The organism is Nautilia sp. (genome assembly GCF_053994455.1).
This window is the reverse complement of sequence record NZ_JBMYAU010000121.1, coordinates 1-4,189: the sequence shown is the minus strand read 5'-3', so window position 1 is coordinate 4,189 and position 4,189 is coordinate 1. Positions and strand designations below refer to the sequence as shown.

3 protein-coding genes are annotated in these 4,189 nt (G+C 33.6%); all 3 read right to left on the bottom strand.

The genetic code is table 11. The features are described from left to right. Positions 1-1,939: tetratricopeptide repeat protein (locus ACXJIE_RS08525; RefSeq protein WP_456480548.1), on the bottom strand; the 1,939-nt coding region annotated here is incomplete at its 3' end. Continuing rightward, on the bottom strand, positions 1,936-2,862 hold the full coding sequence (locus ACXJIE_RS08520) for a glycosyl hydrolase family 8 (RefSeq protein ID WP_456480547.1): 927 nt from the start codon (positions 2,860-2,862) through the stop codon (positions 1,936-1,938). The genes ACXJIE_RS08520 and ACXJIE_RS08525, both read right to left, overlap by 4 nt. Beyond that, positions 2,859-4,189, bottom strand: a 1,331-nt coding sequence (locus tag ACXJIE_RS08515; protein ID WP_456480546.1) for a cellulose biosynthesis cyclic di-GMP-binding regulatory protein BcsB, incomplete at its 5' end; no start/stop codon positions are given. The genes ACXJIE_RS08515 and ACXJIE_RS08520, both read right to left, overlap by 4 nt.

Genomic DNA, 4,189 nt, shown 5'->3' with positions numbered 1-4,189 from the left:
GATCATAGTTAAGTCCGTACTGTGCAACACGAATAGCAGTTTTATACTCTTTATTGTTAAATTTATACGAAGCGTATTTTACATAAAGTGCCTTATAAAAATCTCTAAGCTCTTTTTTCTGTTTCGGCGTCAGATTATCCGTATCAATGGTACCGAGTACGATTTTAATTTGTGTAAACATATCGTAATTCAAAAGGGAATACAAAAATTTAAGTTTTACGTCGAAATTATCCTTTGCAAGCTGATAGCCTTTTTCATAATTTAAAAAAGCTTTTCTGCTGTCTTTTTTACAAACTGAATAATAATCTCCCAAAATCATATAAAAATCGGCGGATTTTTGGACGTAATTCATCAATACGTTTATATCTTTCCCGGCTTCATCGCAGTTTTTGTTTTTCAAAGCCTCCCTTGCCAGCTGCATATAATACATACTTTTAATTTCACTGTCGTCTTCATTTACTCCCAACTGTTTAAGCCTGTTGACATATTCCAGAGCTTTTTTGTAATTGCCTCTTTTCAATGCGACGGCTTTTAAACCGTTTAAAGCGTAAATATTGTCAGGATTTATTATAAGCACGTTTTTAAAAAAATTTTCAGCTTTATCGGGCTCGTCTTTTTGCAAATACAAATTACCGAGTGTTAAAAGAACACTTATATTATCCGGCTTTTTATTGTAAAGATTCAGCAGTATATTTTCAGCCTCGTCGTATTTCTGTTCTTTAATAAGAGCGTTTGCCCTGTCAAGATCCATGTAAACGTCATATTTTTCGAGTTCTTTGGCGTATTTAGGGGGAAGTCTGGAACCTAAGCTTTTCAATTTATCATATTTTTTCAGATTATACAAAGCTATGGCGTAACCTTTTATTACGTCCTTATCTTCAGGATACCTGCTGTATAGATTCTGAAATATCATTTCGGCTTTTTTGTAATCTTTCATATTGAGATAGGCGTAACCTATTCCCACTTCAATATCTTTCGTATTTTTATATTTTTTTGCTTTGTAAAAATAGTTTAAAGAAAGTTTAGGATTTCTTTGTAAAACAGAATAACCTTTTTTTAAATTGTCCGTATAACAGGCAGTGTTTAAAAGCTTTTTGTTTCTTGTTTTATAGAAATACCTACAAGCCTCGTCCCATTTACCCATTTTCATAGCCACTATACCCAATACATTATACGCATCGTTCGCATATTTGGTATATTTGAGTTTCTCGGCCATTTTTTTGGCTTTAATCAGATCCCCCGAATTTAAAGCGTCATACATCTCATTTACTGAAACCTTGCTTTTTTTGGGAATAAGCGTATCGATTACAACTGTGTCGCTTACGGGTTCCGCCGCAACGGCCGCACCCGATTTAATAATCCTTTTCGGAATATAATCGCATTTTCTGATAAACCCCCTGTTTATCTGCCTGTAAAGTTTTTTTATATCCCTGTAATTTCTGCTCTCTCCTATTCTTAAAACATAATTGGATCCTATTTTTTCAACCCTCGCCAAGGGTTTGTCTGCATACTTTGCAAAAAGTTTCAGCATTCCCTTTTTGAAAGGTGAACTTGCAACCTGTATACAGTAACCGCTTCTCGGAATATCTGCAGTTTGTATAGGAACATCGTTTATAACAGTTTCTTTGGAAACATTCATATTGTCCGTTTGAACGTTTTTTATATTTCCGGTTTCGCTTAATGTATTTCTGTTTTTTACATAATTGTCCTGAGCTATATAAGAATCTATACCATATTCTTTTTTCATATAGTTTTTTATACGTTTTAGCTGCAACAAATCGGCTGATTTTACACATCTGTAATTTTGGTTGACACTGTCATAAACACATTTAATACCGACCGTTTTTAGTTTGTCCGCATCGGATTTTTGAGTAACAATCAAAGTATAAGAAAAAAGCACTTCTAAAAACATAATTCCGATAAGTAACATTTTTTTCATTTAATCCCCTTTTCTAAAAAGAAATCCAAGAAAGTGCAAAAATAGTTTTGTTTGTCATTTCTTTTCAAACTGTTATATTTGTTCAAATAAGCCTTGTCGCCGTATAATATATAAAACCATCTGTAAACACAGTAAGGAGATTCCGTTTTCATCTGATTTGTGCTGTTATACCTATAAATTAAAGGAATATATCCTTTTTTGTTAAAAAATTCGTTTATTTTTTTAAAACTGTTTTTAAGTTCGGATATGTTTTCCTTCGCAAGCACCCTGTAAAGAATAACTCTGTATGCATCCATACTCACGGTATCTTCAGTATACAGCTTTTTTTCAAAAAAAGAGAAAAACATTTTATCGCTTAATATTTTATCGGTAAGCGAATATGAATACTCGTACAAATTTTTCCACACGCCCTGATGTGTTACTTTATAAAAATATGAAAAAATAAAAGGAACATAATAGCTCGGAAATATTTCTATACCGTTGTTTTTTACAAAACCGTCGTGTGCGGGAATAAAAATTTCGTTGCAGTTAATGTTCAGGGCGTATTTTTTTATTTCGTTAATTATTTTTATACCTTCATTGAAATAAACGGGATTTTTCCATTTCAAAGAGCCTTTAATCAAAGCGTATGCTATAAACATATCACCGTCTATAGCGTTGTTGTAATCGATTATTTTTTTATTGTACCTCCACACGAAAAGCCCGTCTTTTCTTTGCATATTTGTTTTTGTCCACGACCAAATTTTATCAAAAAGCTCTTTATTCCCCATAACATACGCATAAATCATTCCGTAACCCTGGGACTCGGAGGTTACTCTGTAACTGTTATAAGGGTCAACGACAAAAGAATCGTTTTTAATAAAACTTTCAGGGTTATAGGAATATAAAAAAACAAAGAAAAAAAGAAAAATCAGCTTTTTCATTTTTTCACTTTAAATTTATGTCTTACATCAAGTAAAAACTTAAGGATGATAATTAACACGAATGCAACCGCAATAAACATCAGAAGCAGCATAGGATACGAAAAACCGACTTTAAACATAAAATATTCGAGCCAAGGCAAATGTCCTACATAATACTTTTTCCCGACATTCGCATGATAAACATTATCGGATTTATTGTCAACAACCACCAAATCCCCTTTAACCTTACTGGCAAACACCGGTTCATAGAGGCTCTTTATACTCTTTAGAATATCGTAATCGTTTTTAGACGTAATTAGCAAAAACGTTTTATTGGAGGAATAAGGTGACCGCCCTTCGGTAAAAACCGTTTCATCAATCAGACTGTCTTTAAGTTTTATTATGGTTTTAAGATTGCTGTTTTCCTTTTCGCCGAGCATTCTGTTTTTAAGTGTATCTTCTATTCTCTTGAACACGTCGAATTTTAACGTTATCTTATTTGCGTCGAAAAGTATGGGCATATTTTTATAAAATTCCTTCGGAAGTCCGAAACCAAACGCTATTACATTGCTGTCCTTTGCTATGTCGCCTTTTGAATTTACCACTGAAACGTTATACAGCGGAACAAGGGTTTTTTCCCCTATATATGCCATCAGGGTATACATTGAAGAAATAAGATTGGAAGTTTTTTCAGCCAAATATATCTGGGTATCTCTCAAATCGGGATATATGGAAAACGGATATGCCGTAGTGGTAAAAAGTTCCATATAAGCCATTTCTCTCCAATGTAAAAATTTAGGAAACTCAAGATAAGACTTGCTTGTAAACACGGTCCCCTGCAAAAGCCTGAAATTTGAAGATTTACAGTAACTTGCCCCCGGGGCTTTAAGAGCGTACTGTATGGTGATGGTGTTTTTACCGGGACTCAGCATATAAACCGGAATCTTTAACTTTTTATCCTCTAAAAGAGTACCGAATTTATTCTTTATCTCTAAAGCGGTTAAAAATTTTCCGTTTATAAAAATATTAATGGCGGACGCTTTTTCAACCGCCGCGTTGTAATTGTAATACATATGAAAAACAAACTTTTTCTGGGAAAGAAGAAAAACGTCCGGAGGTATGTTGAAATTTACGGTATACTGATATGCCGGATTGAAAAATTTGAAATCTTCATAGCCGAGATCGCTTAAATATACCTTTCTTCCGAAAGGAACGTAAATAGGAGATTCATAAGCTTCGACAACCGGCTTTTTATAGCTTGTCACATCAAGACTCTTCCCCATTAAAAGATTTTTGGGAACGGAAATAAACGCATCCACCATTTCCTTTAATTTATATTCGTCGTTGG